This window comes from Marinobacter sp. CHS3-4, from assembly GCF_030053415.1.
Taxonomy (GTDB): Bacteria; Pseudomonadota; Gammaproteobacteria; order Pseudomonadales; family Oleiphilaceae; genus Marinobacter.
Genome location: NZ_JASGBJ010000002.1, coordinates 469,443 through 488,949, shown reverse-complemented (window position 1 = coordinate 488,949; position 19,507 = coordinate 469,443). Strand labels below are relative to the sequence as shown.

At 53.8% G+C, this 19,507-nt stretch carries 16 protein-coding genes; 15 read left to right on the top strand and 1 reads right to left on the bottom strand.

Translation table 11 applies throughout. From position 1 onward, the window contains the following. Nucleotides 1-12: 12 nt before the first annotated feature. Nucleotides 13-429: a helix-turn-helix domain-containing protein gene (locus QLQ17_RS10180; RefSeq protein ID WP_283209474.1), complete on the top strand. Its 417-nt coding sequence runs from the start codon at nucleotides 13-15 to the stop codon at nucleotides 427-429. Between the two features lies 1 nt (nucleotide 430). Here QLQ17_RS10180 and galU read toward each other — a convergent pair whose 3' ends face one another. Next, nucleotides 431-1,267, bottom strand: a complete 837-nt coding sequence (gene galU, locus QLQ17_RS10175; RefSeq protein WP_283209473.1) for a UTP--glucose-1-phosphate uridylyltransferase GalU — start codon at nucleotides 1,265-1,267, stop codon at nucleotides 431-433. Nucleotides 1,268-1,572: 305 nt separating this feature from the next. Here galU and QLQ17_RS10170 point away from each other — a divergent pair, with 305 nt between their 5' ends. From QLQ17_RS10170 to QLQ17_RS10105, 14 genes are all read left to right on the top strand, one after another. Further along, on the top strand, nucleotides 1,573-2,253 hold the full coding sequence (locus tag QLQ17_RS10170) for a GntR family transcriptional regulator (RefSeq protein ID WP_283209472.1): 681 nt from the start codon (nucleotides 1,573-1,575) through the stop codon (nucleotides 2,251-2,253). Between the two features lie 37 nt (nucleotides 2,254-2,290). Next, the gene (gene prpB / locus QLQ17_RS10165; RefSeq protein WP_283209471.1) at nucleotides 2,291-3,178 is read left to right on the top strand and encodes a methylisocitrate lyase; all 888 of its coding nucleotides are present in this window, start codon (nucleotides 2,291-2,293) and stop codon (nucleotides 3,176-3,178) included. A gap of 15 nt (nucleotides 3,179-3,193) precedes the next feature. After that, a complete protein-coding gene (gene prpC, locus QLQ17_RS10160) occupies nucleotides 3,194-4,321 on the top strand; it encodes a bifunctional 2-methylcitrate synthase/citrate synthase (RefSeq protein WP_283209470.1) in 1,128 nt (375 codons plus the stop codon). A gap of 19 nt (nucleotides 4,322-4,340) precedes the next feature. Next, on the top strand, nucleotides 4,341-6,938 hold the full coding sequence (gene acnD, locus QLQ17_RS10155; protein ID WP_283209469.1) for a Fe/S-dependent 2-methylisocitrate dehydratase AcnD: 2,598 nt from the start codon (nucleotides 4,341-4,343) through the stop codon (nucleotides 6,936-6,938). Continuing rightward, on the top strand, nucleotides 6,935-8,107 hold the full coding sequence (gene prpF / locus QLQ17_RS10150; protein WP_283209468.1) for a 2-methylaconitate cis-trans isomerase PrpF: 1,173 nt from the start codon (nucleotides 6,935-6,937) through the stop codon (nucleotides 8,105-8,107). The genes acnD and prpF overlap by 4 nt, the downstream gene beginning before the upstream one ends. Nucleotides 8,108-8,215: 108 nt before the next feature. After that, on the top strand, nucleotides 8,216-9,826 hold the full coding sequence (locus tag QLQ17_RS10145) for a hypothetical protein (protein WP_283209467.1): 1,611 nt from the start codon (nucleotides 8,216-8,218) through the stop codon (nucleotides 9,824-9,826). Between the two features lie 52 nt (nucleotides 9,827-9,878). Then, nucleotides 9,879-11,363 carry a bifunctional 2-methylcitrate dehydratase/aconitate hydratase gene (locus tag QLQ17_RS10140; RefSeq protein ID WP_283209466.1) on the top strand — a complete coding sequence of 495 codons (1,485 nt, stop codon included), beginning with the start codon at nucleotides 9,879-9,881 and terminating at the stop codon, nucleotides 11,361-11,363. Between the two features lie 145 nt (nucleotides 11,364-11,508). Next, complete coding sequence (locus QLQ17_RS10135) at nucleotides 11,509-12,921, top strand: TIGR03013 family XrtA/PEP-CTERM system glycosyltransferase (protein WP_283209465.1); 1,413 nt, start codon at nucleotides 11,509-11,511, stop codon at nucleotides 12,919-12,921. 14 nt (nucleotides 12,922-12,935) lie between these two features. Next, nucleotides 12,936-13,580 carry an XrtA/PEP-CTERM system exopolysaccharide export protein gene (locus QLQ17_RS10130; RefSeq protein ID WP_283209464.1) on the top strand — a complete coding sequence of 215 codons (645 nt, stop codon included), beginning with the start codon at nucleotides 12,936-12,938 and terminating at the stop codon, nucleotides 13,578-13,580. Between the two features lie 61 nt (nucleotides 13,581-13,641). Next, on the top strand, nucleotides 13,642-15,162 hold the full coding sequence (locus QLQ17_RS10125; protein WP_283209463.1) for an XrtA system polysaccharide chain length determinant: 1,521 nt from the start codon (nucleotides 13,642-13,644) through the stop codon (nucleotides 15,160-15,162). Continuing rightward, nucleotides 15,162-16,022, top strand: a complete 861-nt coding sequence (locus tag QLQ17_RS10120; RefSeq protein ID WP_283209462.1) for a P-loop NTPase family protein — start codon at nucleotides 15,162-15,164, stop codon at nucleotides 16,020-16,022. Before QLQ17_RS10125 ends, QLQ17_RS10120 begins: the two co-directional genes overlap by 1 nt. Beyond that, a complete protein-coding gene (locus QLQ17_RS10115) occupies nucleotides 16,015-17,298 on the top strand; it encodes an outer membrane beta-barrel protein (RefSeq protein WP_283209461.1) in 1,284 nt (427 codons plus the stop codon). The genes QLQ17_RS10120 and QLQ17_RS10115 overlap by 8 nt, the downstream gene beginning before the upstream one ends. Nucleotides 17,299-17,316: 18 nt before the next feature. Then, nucleotides 17,317-18,177, top strand: a complete 861-nt coding sequence (locus QLQ17_RS10110) for an XrtA system polysaccharide deacetylase (RefSeq protein ID WP_283209460.1) — start codon at nucleotides 17,317-17,319, stop codon at nucleotides 18,175-18,177. An 8-nt stretch (nucleotides 18,178-18,185) separates the two neighbouring features. After that, nucleotides 18,186-19,505: a FemAB family XrtA/PEP-CTERM system-associated protein gene (locus QLQ17_RS10105; RefSeq protein WP_283209459.1), complete on the top strand. Its 1,320-nt coding sequence runs from the start codon at nucleotides 18,186-18,188 to the stop codon at nucleotides 19,503-19,505. The last annotated feature ends 2 nt before the right edge of the window (nucleotides 19,506-19,507 follow it).

The following is a 19,507-nucleotide window of genomic DNA, read 5'->3' as shown; positions in this document are numbered from 1 at the left end:
AGAATCCTGCCCATGCGGTATCTGCAAAGTTTTCATCGTCGTCTGAGGCAGATTCGCGAAACCTCTCAGTTAACCCGTGAGGACGTTGCGAACATCTGTGGCGTCGATGAAAACAGGGTAGCTAGCTGGGAAGCCGGGGATATCCGTTCGCGGGCCTATCCGTGTATTACCGAACTTCTGGACTTCTGCCTCAGAACAGAGACCGCTCTGGACGAGCTGCTGGATCTGGATGACACGGGCGACACCGGCCAGTTGGAATTGCCTGGTCTGACGTTTTCAAAAGGCGACGATCTGTCGACCGCGTTGAAACAATTGGAGCAGGAAATCAGCCGGGTTCAACTGTCTGATGAGGAAGCGGAGCTTCTGCGCCGCTTCCGGAAAACCTCTTCCGAAAACCGGCGCATGGTGCTTCAGATTCTGGGGCGCTGAATCACTTACCCTTCTTGTAGATGTTCTCGTAAACGTAGTTGGTGGCTTCCACGAAGCCATCGATGCTGCCGCAGTCGAAACGACGTCCCTTGAACTGATAAGCCAGTACGCAACCGTTCTTGGCCTGTTCAAGCAAGGCATCGGTGATTTGAACTTCACCGTTTTTCCCAGGCTCGGTGTTTTCTATGATCTCGAAGATATCAGGCGTCAGGATGTAACGGCCGATAATGGCCAGGTTGCTGGGCGCCTTATCCGGGCTGGGCTTTTCGACCATGTCAGTAATTCGGTAAAGGCCATCTTTCATCGGCTCACCCGCGATCACACCGTACTTGTGCGTCTCGTCTTTCGGCACTTCCTCAATGGCAACGATCGAGCAACGGAACTGATTGTAAAGCTTTACCATTTGCGCCAGAACGCCGTCTGATCCCTTATCGGCGACACAGAAGTCGTCGGCCAGTACGACGGCAAACGGGTTATCACCGATCAGGTTGCGACCAGTCAGGATGGCATGACCCAGGCCTTTCATCTCATTCTGTCGTGTGAAAGCGAAGGAATTGTTGTCAATCAGGTCCCGGATCGAAGACAGCAGGTCCTCTTTGCCTGAGCCGGCAATCTGGTGTTCCAGCTCGTAGCTGATATCAAAATGATCTTCGATGGCCCGCTTGCCACGGCCGGTCACAAAACCGAATTCATGGACACCAGCTTCGGCAGCTTCTTCAACGCCATACTGAACCAGTGGCTTGTTAACAATCGGGAGAATTTCCTTGGGCATTGCCTTGGTGGCAGGGAGGAATCGCGTGCCGTAGCCGGCCACAGGAAAAAGGCACTTTTTGATCATAGGAGATGTCCTGTCAGTTTTCTTTTGGGCTTCCATGAGTGTCTAAACATAAATTGTGCCAAGTGTACCCAAGATACCTTGCGGAATGCATTAACAGTGCAGGCGAGTATAGGCGATAGCCAAACATTGCGGGAACTCTCCTGGAAACGAAAAAGCCTGCGAGGGCGTTGTCAGCATTTGTTTACTCCCAGCTATGCACCGAATTGGTGCAATTACTTCAAAGCAATGACATAATGCACACATTGTTGACAAAAACTGCGTCTAAGGGTATTTTTCAACCAAATAAGCAATCGATTGTTAACAATATGCCAGTTGCCGATTTACAGGCCCTTACCCGAGCCGACGAAGCCTTTGAGCGCCTTCAGACCGCCATTGTGAAAGGCGATCTGGCCCCTGGTGAAAAAATAGGCGAGGTCGAGCTCTGTTCACGCTTTAATCTCACCCGCGGCCCACTGCGCGAAGCACTTGGCCGTCTGGAGTCTCGTGGCTTGCTGGTTCGTAAGCCACACGCGGGTGTCAAAGTTGTCTCTGTCAGTCCACAGGAGTTGATGGAGCTTTATCGCATTCGTGAGTCGATGGAAGGGTTGGCCGCCCGGCAAGCCGCCGAGCGTATGACCGATCAGGAAATAGCGGATTTGCAGGCTACCCTGGACAGCCATGAAAAAATGATCGAGCAGGCTCACGGCCAGGCGTATTATCAGGCAGAAGGTGACTATGACTTTCACCACCGTATTGCCACCGGCAGTCGTAATACCAAGCTGGCGCAGATGCTGTTGGGCGACCTGTATTACATGGTGCGGATGTATCGGTACCGGCTTAGCCAGTCGTCAGGCCGGCCGCACAAAGCTCTGGGCGAACATCGTCGTATCGCCGAGGCAATCGCCAGCCGTGACGGAGAGTTGGCAGAGTTCCTGATGAAAAGACACATCAATGCCGCACGAATCAACATTGAACAAAAAATCAACGAAGGTTCGCTGACGCTCTAGCGTTGGCGAAAGAATCACGACCATTCGAGGCCACATCATGTCTGAACAGCTTTCCCCCGGGGCACGTTTCCGCAAGGCCCTCAAAGATAACCAGCCACTGCAGATAGTGGGCACTATTAACGCCTATGCCGCCATGATGGCTCAAAAAGTAGGGCATCAGGCCATTTATCTGTCTGGCGGTGGCGTGGCGAATGCGTCATTCGGCCTGCCGGATCTGGGTATGACCACCATGAACGATGTGGTGGAGGACGTTCGACGAATTACGTCGGCGTCCAGCGTGCCGCTATTGGTGGACATTGATACTGGGTGGGGTGGCGCTTTCAATATCGGCAGAACCATTCGTGAAATGGAGCGTGCCGGCGCGGCAGCCGTGCATATCGAAGATCAGGTGGCGCAGAAGCGTTGTGGCCACCGGCCAAACAAGGAAATCGTCTCTCAGGGAGAAATGGTTGACCGCATCAAAGCCGCCGTTGATGCCCGTGTTGACGACGATTTCTTCATCATGGCCCGCACGGATGCCTTCCAGAAAGAAGGCCTGGACGCGGCCATCGAGCGTGCGAAAGCCTGTATCGAGGCTGGTGCCGACGGCATTTTCGCTGAAGCGGTTACAGAGCTGGAGCACTACAAGGCGTTTTCAGAAGCGCTGGATGTGCCCATCCTGGCGAACATCACCGAGTTTGGAGCCACGCCGCTATACAATCGCAAGGAGCTGGCAGACGTCGGTGCCGACATGGTTCTGTATCCCTTGAGTGCTTTCCGTGCCATGAACAAAGCGGCCCTGACCGTGTACGAGAACATTCTTGAGAAGGGCGACCAGAAAGACGTGGTTGACCTGATGCAGACGCGGATGGAACTTTACGATTTTCTGAATTATCACGACTTCGAACAGAAGCTGGATGAACTGTTTCAGCAGCAGAAAAACTAATAGGGAGAGCGGACAATGGCTGAATCAAAGAAACTCGGTGGAGCGGGCCTGAGAGGCCAGGTTGCAGGTGTCACGGCTCTTTGCACCGTTGGGCAATCGGGAACCGGTCTGACCTATCGCGGCTACGACATCAGCGATCTGGCAGAGCACGCCCAGTTTGAAGAAATTGCGTATCTGCTGCTGCGTGGCAAATTGCCGAACCGCAAGGAACTGGCCGATTACAAGCGTAAACTGGTGAGCTTGCGCGAGCTGCCTTATGCGGTGAAATCCGTGCTGGAACACATCCCCAAAAACGCACATCCGATGGACGTGATGCGAACCGGCTGCTCCATGCTGGGTAATCTGGAAACCGAGACCGACTTCAGCCAGCAGGACGACAAGATCGACCGCATGCTGGCGCTCTTTCCCGCCATCATTACCTACTGGTACCGCTTCGCCCACGAGGGCGTGCGCATTGATACTGCAAGCGATGTGGACTCCATTGGCGGTCACTTCCTGGAGTTGTTGCATGGCAAGAAGCCAAGCGAGCTTCATGAGCGAGTCATGAACGTGTCGCTGATTCTTTACGCCGAGCACGAATTCAACGCCTCGACCTTCACGGCTCGCGTGTGTGCGTCCACCTTGTCTGATATCCACAGCTGCGTAACCGGTGCCATCGGTACATTGCGTGGCCCGCTGCACGGCGGTGCCAATGAGGCAGCCATGGCCCTGATCCAGAAATTCCAGACCCCCGATGAGGCAGAAGAAGGCCTGATGGGCATGCTGGAGCGCAAGGAAAAGATCATGGGCTTCGGCCACGCCATCTACAGCGAATCCGACCCGCGCAACGCCATCATCAAGAAGTGGTCTGAAAAGCTGGCTCAGGAAGTCGGCGACACGGTGTTGTACCCCGTGTCCGTTCGTTGCGAAGAAGTCATGTGGCGTGAGAAAAAACTGTTCTGCAATGCGGACTTCTTCCACGCCTCGGCCTATCACTTCATGGGCATTCCCACCGAACTGTTCACGCCCATCTTCGTGATGTCGCGTGTGTCTGGCTGGACGGCCCACGTAAAAGAGCAGCGTGAGAACAACCGAATCATTCGCCCGAGCGCCGATTACAATGGCCCGGCCCACGCCGAGTGGCTGCCGATCGACAAGCGCTAAGAGGTCAACAGAGACATCTATGAATACTGATTATCGCAAACCGCTGCCCGGTACTGACCTGGACTACTTCGACACCCGTCAGGCCGTTGAAGACATTCAGCCGGGCGCTTACGACAAGCTTCCTTACACCTCGCGTATTCTGGCAGAGCAGCTGGTTCGCCGTTGTGACCCGGAAGTATTGACGGATTCCCTGAAGCAACTGATTGAGCGCAAACGGGACCTGGACTTTCCCTGGTACCCCGCCCGAGTGGTGTGCCACGACATTCTGGGTCAGACGGCACTGGTTGATCTTGCGGGCCTGCGTGACGCCATCGCCGAGAAGGGCGGTGATCCGGCCAAAGTGAATCCGGTAGTACCAACGCAGCTGATCGTTGATCACTCGCTTGCTGTTGAACATGCGGGTTTTGAGAAAGACGCGTTCGAGAAAAACCGCGAGGTCGAGGACCGCCGCAACGACGACCGGTTCCACTTCATTAACTGGACGAAAACCGCGTTCGAGAACGTGGATGTGATTCCGCCGGGCAACGGCATCATGCACCAGATCAATCTGGAGAAGATGTCGCCGGTGGTTCAGTCTCGCAACGGCGTCGCCTTCCCGGATACCTGCGTGGGCACAGACAGCCACACGCCGATGGTCGATGCACTGGGCGTTATTTCTGTGGGTGTCGGTGGCCTTGAGGCGGAAAGCGTGATGCTGGGCCGTGCGTCCATGATGCGTTTGCCGGACATCGTCGGTGTTGAACTGACTGGCAAACTCCGCCCCGGAATCACCGGCACGGATATGGTGCTGGCTATCACTGAATTCCTGCGCAGAGAACGTGTTGTGGGTGCTTACCTCGAATTCTATGGCGAGGGCGCAGACAGTCTGACGGTTGGCGACCGGGCAACCATTTCCAACATGACCCCGGAGTATGGCGCCACGGCTGCGATGTTCTACATTGACGATCAGACCATCGATTACCTGAAGCTGACGGGCCGTGAAGACGATCAGGTAGCCCTGGTCGAGACATACGCAAAGCACACTGGCCTGTGGGCCGATAGCCTGAAGACCGCTGAGTATGAGCGGGTTCTGAAGTTCGACCTTTCTTCGGTGGAGCGTACGTTGGCCGGGCCTTCCAATCCTCACGCCCACTTGCCTACGTCCGAGCTGGCCAAAGCGGGTATCGCCGGTGCCTGGGAAGAGGAAGAGGGCAAAATGCCCGATGGTGCTGTGATCATTGCGGCCATTACCAGCTGCACCAATACTTCTAACCCGCGAAACATGGTGGCTGCGGGGCTCATTGCCCGTAACGCCAATAAACTGGGGCTGACCCGTAAGCCCTGGGTGAAATCGTCGCTCGCGCCGGGATCTAAAACGGTCAAGATGTACCTGGAAGAAGCCAACCTGATGTCCGAGCTGGAAAATCTCGGTTTCGGTGTGGTGGCCTTTGCCTGCACGACCTGCAACGGTATGAGTGGTGCCCTGGACCCGAAAATCCAGCAGGAAATCATCGATCGGGATTTGTACTCCACCGCAGTACTTTCGGGCAATCGCAACTTTGACGGCCGAATTCATCCGTATGCCAAGCAGGCATTCCTGGCGTCGCCTCCGCTGGTGGTGGCTTATGCCATTGCCGGGACCATCCGGTTCGACATCGAAAAAGACGCCCTCGGATATGACCAGGACGGTAACCCGGTTACCTTGAAAGACATCTGGCCGGATGACGCGGAAATCGACGCCATCGTGAAGGAAAGCGTGAAGCCGGAGCAGTTCCGCAGCACCTACATCCCGATGTTCGATGTCACCAAGAAGGAGCAGGCCAGAAGCAATCCGCTTTACGACTGGCGCCCGATGAGTACCTACATCCGTCGTCCGCCGTATTGGGAAGGTGGCATGGTGGGGGAGAAAACCCTGAAAGGCATGCGCCCGCTGGCGGTGTTGCCCGACAACATCACCACTGACCATCTATCGCCTTCCAATGCGATTCTGATGAACAGCGCAGCAGGCGAATACCTGCACAAAATGGGTGTACCCGAGGAAGACTTTAACTCCTACGCGACTCATCGCGGCGACCACCTGACCGCCCAGCGTGCGACCTTTGCCAACCCCAAACTGTTCAATGAAATGGTTCGGGATGAGAAGGGCGACGTGAAGCAGGGTTCCCTGGCGCGAGTCGAGCCAGAAGGCAAAGTCACTCGCATGTGGGAAGCCATTGAAACCTACATGGAGCGCAAGCAGCCGCTGATCATCATCGCCGGTGCTGATTACGGTCAGGGTTCTTCCCGCGATTGGGCTGCGAAAGGCGTCGCTCTTGCGGGGGTAGAAGCCATCGTGGCGGAAGGGTTCGAACGAATTCACAGAACCAATCTGGTCGGTATGGGCGTGATGCCGCTCCAGTTTGAAGAGGGCACCACCCGCCATACGTTGGGAATTGACGGTACTGAAACCTTCGACGTTCAGGGTGAGGTATCACCCAGGGCAAAACTGGTTTTGACGATACACCGTCCCAATGGCCAGTCGGTCGAAGTACCGGTCATTTGTCGTCTGGATACGGCGGAAGAAGTGTCTATCTATAAAGCGGGTGGCGTTCTGCAACGATTCGCCGAGGACTTTCTGGAGTCCGAGGGGGCGGCGTGATGCACAAACCCCAGATCAAGGTACCGGCCACCTACATGCGTGGCGGTACCAGCAAAGGCGTGTTCTTTCGCCTCCAGGATCTGCCCGAAGCGGCGCAGGTGCCCGGCAAGGCAAGAGACGAGTTGCTGTTGCGCGTCATTGGTAGCCCCGATCCTTACCAGAAACACACCGACGGCATGGGTGGGGCCACATCCAGTACCAGTAAAACGGTGATTCTGGCGGCGCCGACACAGCCGGATCATGATGTGGACTACCTGTTCGGTCAGGTGTCCATCGACAAGCCGTTTGTAGACTGGAGTGGCAACTGCGGCAACCTTAGCGCTGCGGTTGGTGCCTTTGCCATTTCCGGAGGATTCGTATCTGCTGACCGGATTCCTGAAAACGGCGTCTGCACGGTTCGCATCTGGCAGGCCAATATCCGGAAAACCATCATTGCCCATGTTCCCATCACCAACGGCGAGGTGCAGGAGACGGGCGATTTCGAACTGGATGGGGTGGCCTTTCCTGCAGCGGAGATCAAGGTTGAATTCATGGATCCGGCCGACGGCGAGGGCGCCATGTTCCCCACGGGCAATCTGGTGGACGACCTGGACGTGCCGGGCCTTGGCACCTTGCAGGCCACGATGATCAACGCAGGTATACCGACCATCTTTTTGAATGCCGGTGCCATCGGTTTTAAGGGCACTGAACTGCAGGAAGTGATTAACGGCGACCCCAATGTACTTGCGATGTTTGAAACCATCCGGGCTGCAGGCGCTGTAAAAATGGGATTGATTCAGAATGCAGAGGAAGCTGCAAACCGTCAGCACACGCCTAAAGTTGCCTTTGTCGGCGATCCTGCGGGTTACACGTCATCCAGCGGAAAGAAAATTGCCATGGAAGACGTGGATCTTCTGGTTCGCGCCCTGTCCATGGGTAAGCTTCACCATGCCATGATGGGTACAGCAGCCGTGGCGATTGCGACCGCTGCCGCCATTCCAGGCACTCTTGTGAACCTGGCTGCGGGTGGCGGTAACCGAACCGAAGTGACCTTTGGTCATCCCTCAGGCACATTGAAAGTCGGTGCGGAAGCTGTCGAACAAGACGGTGAGTGGACGGCCAAAAAAGCCATCATGAGCCGTAGCGCACGAGTCTTGATGGAAGGGTGGGTCCGCGTACCGGAACACTGAAAGATCTGGCGTGACTTGCGACGCATCTCACAGCCCACTGTTTTCTATCTTGTAAATGCCAGGGGAAAAGGCGATAACTGACGCAAATTGTAACGGATTGTTAATGCGATGTTTTTGCGTCATAAATTTCCCCTGGCTGCCTTCCTGACTTGTTTTCTTCTTGCCGTTGCGGGTTGTGGTGATGGCACCAATTCCGAACCGACGATTCAAAGCGACAGCAATTTTACGTTACCGCCGGAGCCTGAACCTGAGCTTTCAGGTAGCGCTCTAACGGGTGACATCAAATGGGATTTCATGCTCGCGGGAACGGGTGAAAACTTCTCTATCTATCGCACCAATCTGACGTCTGGATCCAGAGGAATCGTACAGAACGGGGACACGGCGGCGACAGAATTGTTCGTAAATGGTGTGGACACTGCCGACATATACTCTCCAGCCGTTTTAACGTCAAAAAAAGGGCGCGTGACCATCCACAGCAGAATTGATGGCGAATCCTACGAGTTGATTAATCTTAAGAAAAACGGTTTACCTTGTGGCCTCGCTGGTGTCGCGGATAGGGACCTGACATCCGGGTTCGTCTATTTGACTTTGGCGGATTCAAATGAAGAGTGTTTTTCGTCCAGCTCGAGGTCGGTCAAAACGTTTGGGATAAGCTTTGAAGAGAACACCGTCAACGTATGGAAGGGATTGAAGGGGTCCCGACTGACCGAGGTTGTTTTTACAGAGGGTGGGGACATTGACTTTTTCGTCGTATCCGAGCCTTCATCAAAGGTTGCAAGGTTGTACAGCCCAAAAGGCGAAGTGCTGACGGAATTGAAAGGCACCTACCGAGTGCCCGTGATCAAAGCTCTCGGTACACGAGGTGTTACAAGGGATGATCGTTATCTTGGCATTCTTTGGGACGGCCGGTATTTCATGGCCACGGCTTCTCAGTTTATCGAGTCAGATATTGATGCTTTGACCCCAGCGCTGAGTGGTCTTTCCCTTAATTCCGTCTTATCTCCTTCTACAGGGCTCTACAAGAATCAGTTGGCTCTGCTGCAAGACACGGAGATTGTGTACGGCATTGATCAGGTCACCCGAGAGGTCGATTTGTTGGCTGACTTTTCTGGCCGTTTCAGTGCGGGTTTTGATAACGCGAAATATCTAATAATTGATCAGACCTTGATAGCAATCCTCAATACGGAATCCGGAATAGTCGGCGAGGCCCAAGGAGAGGTCTGGACGGTTGATTTAGGTGGCCCATCGACACCTGAACTCAAACTTGAAACCGAATCTAATATAACAATCGATGCATTTTCCGGAATACATGCGTATTTACGGTTTGAAAAGGAGCTTCCTGGGACTGAGGAAGAGTCTGAATACGCCTCCAAAACTTTGATTATAGGTAGCGAGGGAGTAACAAGAATTCCAGATGGCTCGACCAGCTTTTTTTATGCGAGAAATTCAGCGATGGGCGGCGAGGAACGCAAAATCGTAGGATTGCGTTCGGACGAGTATTCCCTGGATCTTGGCTTTATCGATCCTGATCTATGGACAGTCAATGCGGCGACAGCCCAGTATGGCCAGAAATTGGGCGGGGTGCCCGGGTTCTGCCTTGGATTTGTCGGAGCAAAAGCTCTATTCGAAAGAATGTATGTTCATACGGCCTGCAATTACCGATTCAGGCAAGCTATTCTGGATACTGAGTCAGGGATTCTGGACTATTTCATCCAATAAGGTTTTCCTGGCATAGCGTCTCAAGAAATTTGTCTATCAGGAGCCCTATGTTATGAGCGCCAACGCTGATCAGAACCAACGCCCTGAATACGACGAGTTGATCCAGCAAATCGCTGACTATGTTCTTCACTATCAGATTGAAAGTGAGGAAGCCTGGCAGACGGCGCGTTATTGCCTGATGGACACACTGGGCTGTGGTTTGCTGGCGTTGCGCTTTCCGGAATGCACCAAACACCTTGGCCCACTGGTTGAGGGGACCGTTGTTCCTCAAGGTTCCCGGGTGCCTGGAACCCAGTTTCGGCTAGACCCGGTGAAAGCCGCCTGGGACATTGGATGCACGGTACGCTGGCTGGATTACAACGACACCTGGCTGGCGGCAGAATGGGGGCATCCGTCCGACAACCTTGGCGCCATCCTCGCGGTGGCCGACCATCTATCCCAGAAACGTCTCTCGCAGGGCCATGCTCCCATCACCATAAAGTCGGTTCTGGAAGCCATGATCATGGCCCATGAGATCCAGGGCGTATTGGCCCTTGAGAACTCGTTCAACCGGGTAGGGCTGGATCATGTTGTTCTGGTGAAGGTTGCGTCGACCGCCGTGTGTGCAAGGCTCATGGGCGCCACCCGTGATCAGACCATGTCGGCACTTTCCCACGCCTGGGTGGATGGCCAGTCCCTGCGTACCTACCGACACGCGCCAAATGCCGGATCCAGAAAGTCCTGGGCGGCAGGTGACGCCACGTCCCGTGCGGTAAGGCTTGCTGATATGGCCATTCGCGGCGAAATGGGTATCCCCGGTGCTCTCACCGCGCCGCAGTGGGGGTTCTATGATGTGCTGTTCAGTAAAACCAACAAAGATCAGGCGATCAAGCCTGAGAAGGATCGTCGCTTTACGCTTTCCCAGAGGTTTGGCAGCTATGTGATGGAGAATGTGCTGTTTAAGGTGTCTTTTCCTGCCGAATTTCACGCCCAGACCGCAGCTGAAGCGGCAGTCATCCTGCACCCGCAAGTCAAAGACAGAATCGACGATATTGATCGGATTGTGATTACCACTCATGAGTCGGCCATTCGAATAATTTCCAAGCAGGGCGAGCTGGCCAACGCTGCTGACCGGGATCATTGCCTTCAGTATATGACGGCCGTTCCTCTATTATTCGGAACCTTGACTGCCGATCACTACGAAGACGAATTCCACAACAATCATCCGGAAATCGATAGACTGCGGAATGTGATGGAAGTGGTAGAGGAACCACGTTACACCCGCGAATATCTGGAGCCCGACAAACGCTCCATCGCCAATGCGGTTCAGGTGTTCTTTACCGATGGCAGCAGTACTGATCAAATCGCCGTCGAATACCCCATCGGGCATCGCCGGCGCAGGGAGGAGGCCATGCCAGAGCTGGAAGCGAAATTCTTCTCAAACCTCCGCACTCGGTTCCCGGTTATGCAATGTGAGCAAATATTGGCCAGCTTCAGGGATCAACAGAGCCTGACAGACATGACGGTGAACGAATTCGTTGAGCAACTGGTGATCTAAACGTCAGTGATCTGGCCGGCCTATTGCTTTTAAAACGACTAGATTTACTACTGCGATTGATCTTTGCAGCGTTTAAAGTAGAATTTGGTGGCTCCGCCGCAACGGAATCTTGCGGCTTCTGATGTGATTTGCACAAGGAGTTGACGTGGCACACGTCAGACTGTTCAGACACTACATACATCTGCCGTATGTGATCCTCGGCCTGATCGACTTCCTGGTACTGGTTTGCGCATTTACGCTCGCCGTTTTCTTTCAGTATTTCGGTGACTGGTCGTTTTTCCGGGGAAACCTGGCGTTTGTCCTGCCATCCGCTGTGGTATTTGCGCTCGCTGGCCTGTTGGTCATGATTTCGCTTGGTGTGCATCAGTCCCGAATTGAGGACGGCATGTCAGGAATGATGCTCAGGACCATCCTTTCCCTGATTGTCAGTATTCCGCTGTGCGGTTTTTCCTATTTGGTTGCGTCCGACTGGCTCTGGTACCTGGGTTCCAGTGGTGTGCTGACAACCGGCACGGTGTTTGGTGTCTTTTTGCTCGGTGCCTTCCGCTCTCTGTTTTTTGCGTTGGCCGGTAAAGATCGATTCAAGCGAAAAGTACTCGTGCTGGGCGCGGGTTTCCGCGCCCGCCAGATACTGGAAGATTTGCGCACGCCCTTCAATCGAAAGGGCTTTACCTTGACTGGCTTTGTGCCTTTGCCGGATGAACCGGTAGAGGTTTCGGTCGATCATTTGCTGAATGTCCCGACTACGATTCACCAATACATCCTGAAGAACCCGGTGAATGAGATCGTTGTGGCCGTGGATGACCGGCGCAAAGGCCTACCTATGGAAGACCTTCTTGAGTGCAAGATGGAAGGCATACGCATTGTCGATGGCGCTACCTTCTATGAACGAGAGTCTCGAAAAGTAGCCCTGGAAATGGTGACACGAGGATGGTTGGTGTTTTCGGATGGCTTCACCGTGTCCTCTGTCTTTGGCATTGGCAAGCGGTCACTGGATCTCTTCGCTTCGACACTGCTTCTGTTAGCAGGTGCGCCTTTAATGGTCCTTACCGCCATTGCTATCAAAATTGAGGATGGCCTGAAATCACCTGTTTTTTACAGCCAAGAGCGGGTCGGCCTTAACGGAAAGGTGTTCAACGTTCATAAATTCAGGTCGATGATCACGGATGCTGAGAAAGACGGGGCAGTCTGGGCCACGAAAAATGATGCAAGGGTAACCAGGGTGGGGGCTTTTATTCGTAAAGTCCGGATCGATGAATTGCCCCAGATCTTCAACGTTCTGAATGGTTCCATGGCCTTTGTGGGGCCGCGGCCTGAACGGCCTTATTTCGTGGAACAATTATCCGAAAAAATCCCGTTCTACAGTGAGCGTCATCGCGTTAAACCAGGCCTGACCGGGTGGGCGCAACTGTGCTTCGCGTACGCTGACAACGAAGAAGACACCCGCGAGAAGCTTCGGTACGATCTTTACTATATAAAGAACCAAAGCCTTCTATTGGACCTGTTGGTTATAATCCAGACAGTGGAAGTGGTATTGTTCAAAAAAGGCTCTCAGTAACAAGAGGAAACATTATGTCACGGAAGTTCGCGCCTCTTAAGGGCTTGTCTTTAATGTTGGTGTCAGCTCTCATCGTTGGTTGTGCCAGCCAATCCCCCTCTTCTCCGGAAAAGATCCAACGGGCGCTCGCTCTTGATACGTCTAGTTCGGAAGAAACCTATGTCATTGGTGCTACGGATGAAGTTCGGGTGTCGGTCTGGCGTAACCAGGACCTGAGTGCCGCGGTGCCGGTCCGGCCGGATGGCAAAATCTCCGTGCCCCTGGTCGGTGATGTTCAGGCCAGTGGTCGTACTCCCGAGCAACTAGCTGACTCTATTGAGCAGAGCTTGGCGTCCTATATTCGTGAACCGCAGGTCAGCATCGTCGTTACCTCCATGGGAAGTCATGAGTTTACGGATCGAGTTCGAGTCACTGGCGCTGTTGAGCAGCCGATGTCGTCTCCGCACCGGGATGGAATGACGGTGCTGGATATGGTGCTTGGCGCGGGAGGCCTCAGTCCTTTCGCCTCTGGCAACAATGCGATGCTGTATCGTCCGCTTGATCAGGAAGTGGTCGCAATTCCAGTAAACCTGAACGACATACTGGAACGCGGTGACATCAAGACGAACTACACGCTAAGGCCGGGCGATATTCTTACTATCCCGGAGCGTAACTTCTAGCGACGGCAAACCGCCGTTTAAAGGCAAAGTTGATACTTTATATTCCAGTTGAGTGATATTTATGGCGTTGCCGCTCAGTGACTTACCTAAAGAGGCTATAAGAGAAGTTCGGTCGAGGAAAGGCCTGGCTTTTCTGTTGTTCGTGGGCGTTAGTTTTGTCGTGCTGGCGGCGGGCTTCGTCTGGCCTTATAAGTACGAGTCCGAGGTCGTCATCTTTGTGGATGACAGCAATATTATTCGGCCGCTCATGGAAGGCAGTGCCGTTCCCACGGATATCAGCGACAGAGCCTCCGCAGCTGCGGAATTGCTTAGTACACGAGATGTATTAACTGGCGTTGCTCGGGATAAAAGTATATTCGGGGATGAAGCGGTTGATCTGACAGAGGAAAAGCTTGAGGAGCGAATCGCGTATTTGCGTAGCAATATGAATGTACGCCTCCGGCAAGAAAACTACTTCAGTATCGGGTTCTCGGCTCAATCGCCTCTGAAAGCCTTTAAGATTGCACAGAAGCTTGGCCAGGCGTTTATTGAAGAGAATAACGAAAGGAGACGTAGAGAAAGTCGGTCTGCGTATGACTTCATTGACAAGCAAGTGAAAAGTTACGAGCGACAGATTAGTGAGGTTGAGGCTCGACTACAGCGATTCCTTTCGGACAATGTCGATGGCACTGAAGGTGAAGCTAACTCACGCATGGCTCGTCTGCGCAGCGAGATGGAGTTGGCAGAGCTAGAGCTTGAGGAGCTTAAATCGAGGGAGTCATCGCTTCAGCAGCAGCTTGCTTCCATTCAGCCAACGCTTCAAGGAAAAAGTGGAGACGCTTATCAGCAACGGATTCGGACTCTGGAAGAAAAGTTGGATTCGCTGAGATTGCAGTATCACGACAGCTATCCAGATATTGCGATCCTGAAAGAGCAGATAGCCGAGCTTCGAAAACAAAGGGATCAAGCGCAGGAAAACGACGCCCAGCCGTCCGACACCGGTGGGGAAACGATCTCCAATCCCGTCTATCAGGACGTGCGTTCGCAGCTCGTCAGCACCCGGACCGATATCCAAACCATCGAAACCAGGATCGGGTCGCTCGAGCGACTGATGGCCGAACAGGAGAAGCGCATGCAGCGCATCCAGGCCAACAAGGCCGAATATTCCGAATTAACTCGAGATATGGCGGTCAACAAGGAAATCTATGACGACCTGCTGAAACGTCGTGAAAAAGCGCGGGTTTCCATGCACCTCGACATCGAAGGGCAGGGGCTGAATTACCAAATTAATGAAACGGCGCAGTATCCACGGACACCTGAAGGTCCAAAATTTGAAATGTTCGCTCTGTCTGGCCTGCTACTGGGCATTGTCGCACCCTTTGGTGCAGCCGTAGGTTGGGCGCAGGTGGATCCGCGGGTGCGTTCTCGCGAACAGGTCGAGGAAGAGCTGGATATGCTCGTCCTGGAACATATCCCTGCGGTGCGTACTCCCTACGAAAAACGCAGGGATCGCCGGACGACAGCCTTTCTGCTATTCCTCGCCTTTGCAGCTGCGGCTGCATACGTGGGCGTTGCGGTAGCCAGATATCTTGGAGTTATCTGATGAATGACGCTGAACACGATCAGGCGAAAACTGACAAGTCTGTAAAGGGCAAGGACGTCGAAGCGCCAGAGGTGGAACATCCCGGCGGCAAGAACGTCTGGGCGGAAGGCTCGGAAGAGTCTCGCCTTCTTGTCCCGAGCTCTCTGGAGCTTGGAGCGGGCGCGGTTGATAAATACGTTATCAGTAAACAAATCAACCGGATGCAGGAGCCACGGCGTCTTACCACGGATGATCTGGACGAGCGCCGCATCATATACCCTGAGTCTCCCAACAGGCAGCTGATCAATCGTTTCCGGAACCTGCGTACAAAACTGTTGGAAAAATCCGGGGGCAACAATTTCACAATGGTGGTCACGGGTGCTTGCGAGGGAGCAGGTTCCTCCTTCACGGCGCTTAATCTAGCCGCGGCGTTTGCCTTTGACGAGTCGAAAACCGCCGTTGTGATCGACTGTAATCTCCGGGAGCCGTCCATTCACAGTAATCTGGACATTGTCCCGGATGCCGGCCTGACGGATTTTCTGGATGATCCGGATTACGATATTGCTCGCATCCTTTACCCCACCGGTATCCCAAGGCTGCGACTGATCCCTGCGGGCAGTCGGCGGGAAACGCCAGCCGAGTTTTTCACCTCGTTCAGAATGAAGCAGTTCTTGCAGGCGGTAAGGCGTCGCTATCCGGATCGCTTCATTATTCTGGATACGGCGCCGATTTCACAATCTCCTGACGCCAGGATTCTCACCGAACTTTGCGACTATGCGTTGTTGGTTGTTCCACATGGAAAACTGACAGTAAGTGCGATAGAGAATGCAGCGGGCTCGTTGAATTCAGCGAAATTTGTAGGGGCTGTGCTGAATGGCTGATCCGGTTGTTTCATGGATGGGTTCAAGAAACAGGCTGGCCGGTTTGCTGTTGGCGGGCTTGGTGTCCAGTTTGGCCGTTGCAGAACCTGTGAGTGTCACAGGAACGCTTTCAGCTCGACACAGCGATAACATAGGCAAAACCGAACAGAAGGATTCCGATACTGAAACCTCTGCTCAGTTGTCTATTCGCCACGTCAGTGATCCAGGGCAGTGTGAGTCAGAGCTCAGTGCCTCGGTGGGTTATACCTCCTGGCTCAACGACTTTTACGACCCTGAATCCACTGTGGAATCAGGTTTTGACGGTAGCTGCGAATTGAGGCCAGGGCTGGACTGGCGGATGAGAAACAGTCTGACGGAAGTGCTCGCCAGCTCCCGTCAGAACGACACGCCTGACAACCGATCTCGACGGAATTTTTTCAGTACGGGCCCGGTATTGACCATTCCGCTAACCTCTGTCGATCAGATCAGCGCTTCTGTCAGTTTTGAGAACACGCAGTACGAAGAGCCTGCAGTAGCAGACAGCAAGCGATACTTGGGGTCACTCGGCTGGAACCACCTGTTCAGCCCCACCCTTTCGGGAGGAATAAGCGGGAGTTTCAGCCAACAGGAGTTAAACAGCGATGTAGAAACTGACTCAACTTCGCTGAATCTGAACGTCAGTAACATCTGGGCAGCGACCAGCCTCAATGCCAGCCTCGGATTCACCAGGCGGGAAAGCCAATTTCGGTCTAGCGAGCAAAGCAGCGATGGCGTTGTCGGAAGTGTTACTCTGACTCGGGAGGTGAATCCCACGACGTCTCTGTACGTGTCTGCTTCTCGCCAGCTAACGGATCAGGCGTCAGATTTCACGCTTGAATTCGAAGATGTGAATTTCGACTTTACGGAAGAAGTCGGGGTGGAAGTGACTGCGGTAGAGCTCGGATTGGACAAAACCTTTAGCGATGGCACGGTTGCTGGGGTTCAGGTTTACGGCAACCAATCGGATTACCTCCAGACCAGCGAGCGGGAAAACATTGCAGGCTTGAGGTTCAGTGTGAATAGATCGATTCGTCCCCATCTCAGCTTCCGGAGCAATGTGAATTACGAGTATCTCCGCTACGAGTCCAACCTTCAGGATGATCAGCGCGTGATAGCCACGGTAGGGCTGTCGTACAGCTTGACCGCCGATCTGGATTGCACAGCAACGATTGGCCATTCTCTCCGGGAAAGCGACCTGCAATCATCTGAGTTCGATGAAAGCTGGGCCCTATTCTCTCTGAGCTACCGATTTCTGTAATTCTGGAGTAAAACCAACATGATCAAAAACGCCCTTACCATCGATGTGGAGGATTATTTTCAGGTCGCTGCGCTTGCCGAGGCGGTTGATCGCAAAGACTGGTCGTCGATGGAATACCGCGTTGAAAAGAACACGGATCAGCTGTTGCAGCTCCTGGAACAGAGAGATATCCGGGCTACATTTTTCACGCTCGGCTGGGTAGCTGAACGTTCGCCGGATCTGGTACGCAGAATCCGGAGGGCGGGGCATGAAGTGGCCAGCCACGGTTATAGCCACCAGCTCGTTTACAATCAGACGCCAGACGTTTTCCGGGAGGAAACCCGCAAATCCAAGGCGATTCTGGAAGACATCACAGGTGAGGCCATCAAAGGCTATCGTGCTGCAAGTTACTCGATCACCGCCCAGTCCCGATGGGCGCTGGATATTCTTTGCGAAGAAGGCTTCACGTGGGATTCTTCCATCTTTCCGGTACATCATGACCGCTATGGCATGCCCGGAACTCCACGCGAACCCTATTGGCTAAAAGCGCCCAATGGTTCGACGTTGCTGGAGTTCCCCTTATCAACCTGTCCGATTGGCAGTTATCGGATGCCTATCGCTGGTGGTGGCTATTTTCGGCTTTACCCGTATTGGCTCAGCCGCTGGGGATTGGGGCGCATTAATCGGGCGGGCCAGCCCTTCATTTTTTACCTGCACCCCTGGGAGATCGATCCAGGCCAGCCAAAGCTTGAAGTTAGCGCGTTTTCACGATTCAGACATTACAACAATCTGGATAAGTGCATGAACCGACTTGAAAAATTACTTGGCGATTTCAGGTTTGGTACCGTGTCAAATGTGCTGGGTGAGATGGACATCGATTCTGAACCAGTAGCAGTTTGAGTTCGCTGATGAGCCCGCAGGAAGCACCGAAAACGGAACAGGGTAAGGTCCGCTACGACATCTCCCAACTCAAGGACCGAAAGGGTTTGCTGAGCCGTCAAATCGGCGAAGCGAAGAAAGCCGGTTTGGCCTGCGATGAACTGATCTCTGAACTCCAACAGGTTTCATCCCAGCTCAAGGCCAACCAGAAGTCCCTGAAACAGGCTCTGAATGATGAGGCAACGCAAGAAGTCTGGTCTCCGGGAACCCCGGCGATCCCGCAGGCTATCCTGGATAAACCCGGTATTTCGGGCGAGATTACGGATGCTCTGACCGACTCTGACGTTATTGAAAAAGTTCAGAGCTACGTTCGTGCCCATCCGGCGGCATCGATCTGGCACCTGCCAGAGGTACTGCGGTTCATACAACGGCACTATGGCCATTCCTGCCAGTACTTGTGTTGCATGAACCAGAACGGGCAGGTGATCGGTGTTCTTCCAGTTGCTCAGCTACGCAGCCGCCTTTTTGGTAACTTCATGGTGTCTGTGCCGTACTTCAATTATGGCGGGGTATTGGCCGATAACGCAGACGTTGCCGCTTCGCTGGTTAAAACAGCGGACGAATGGCGTAGTAATCGCAACGCAGAACATGTGGAGTTGAGGCACCATTCTGACAATGGGTTAAACCTCCCAAGGCGCAAAGGAAAGGTGACCTTCTGGCTACCGCTGCCCGAGGCTCCAGACGAACTTTGGCGCAGTTTCCAGCCCAAGGTGCGCGCACAGGTGAAGCGTGGCAGTAACGAAACGAGCGAGCTGACCATCGGCGGGGCCGAGCTCATTGACGAATTTTACCGGGTTTTTGCCAGGAATATGCGGGACCTCGGCACTCCCGTCTACGACAAACGCTTTTTCATTGGTCTGCTGGAGGCTTTGGGTGACAGGGCACACCTGGTGATCGCCCGTATTGATGGAAAACCAGTGGGTTGTGCATTCATTACCGGTTTTCGTGACCGAATGGAAATTCCTTGGGCATCGACTTTGAGAGAATACAATCACACCGGCGTTAACATGGCTATGTACTGGCACATTCTGGAGTTCGCCGTGAACCAGGAATACAGAGTGTTTGATTTTGGGCGCTGCAGTCGCGACGCCGGCACCTATCGCTTCAAACAGCAGTGGGGCGCAACGCCGGTTCCATTGCATTGGGATTATTGCCTTGCCGAAGGCTCACAGTTGCCGCAGCTAAATCCTGACAACCCAAAATTCCGGTTTATGATTGCAGCCTGGAAGCGAATGCCTGTATGGATCAGCAAGCTTCTGGGTCCGGGTATTGTAAAACATCTCCCATGAAA